The organism is Silvania hatchlandensis (genome assembly GCF_025564065.1).
Lineage (GTDB): Bacteria > Pseudomonadota > Gammaproteobacteria > Enterobacterales > Enterobacteriaceae > Enterobacter > Enterobacter hatchlandensis.
In genome coordinates this window covers 1-304 of the sequence record NZ_JAMGZK010000014.1, presented here as the reverse complement: position 1 = coordinate 304, position 304 = coordinate 1, and the positions used below count along the sequence as shown (strand labels likewise).

Annotated in this window: 1 rRNA gene; it reads left to right on the top strand. The window is 53.3% G+C overall.

The annotated features are described in order from the left end of the window. Positions 1-304 (top strand): 16S ribosomal RNA (locus M8014_RS00070); the annotation flags it as partial.

Sequence of the window (304 nt, the reverse complement as noted above, 5' to 3'; positions counted from 1 at the left end):
ATCCTTTGTTGCCAGCGGTTCGGCCGGGAACTCAAAGGAGACTGCCAGTGATAAACTGGAGGAAGGTGGGGATGACGTCAAGTCATCATGGCCCTTACGAGTAGGGCTACACACGTGCTACAATGGCGTATACAAAGAGAAGCGACCTCGCGAGAGCAAGCGGACCTCATAAAGTACGTCGTAGTCCGGATTGGAGTCTGCAACTCGACTCCATGAAGTCGGAATCGCTAGTAATCGTAGATCAGAATGCTACGGTGAATACGTTCCCGGGCCTTGTACACACCGCCCGTCACACCATGGGAGT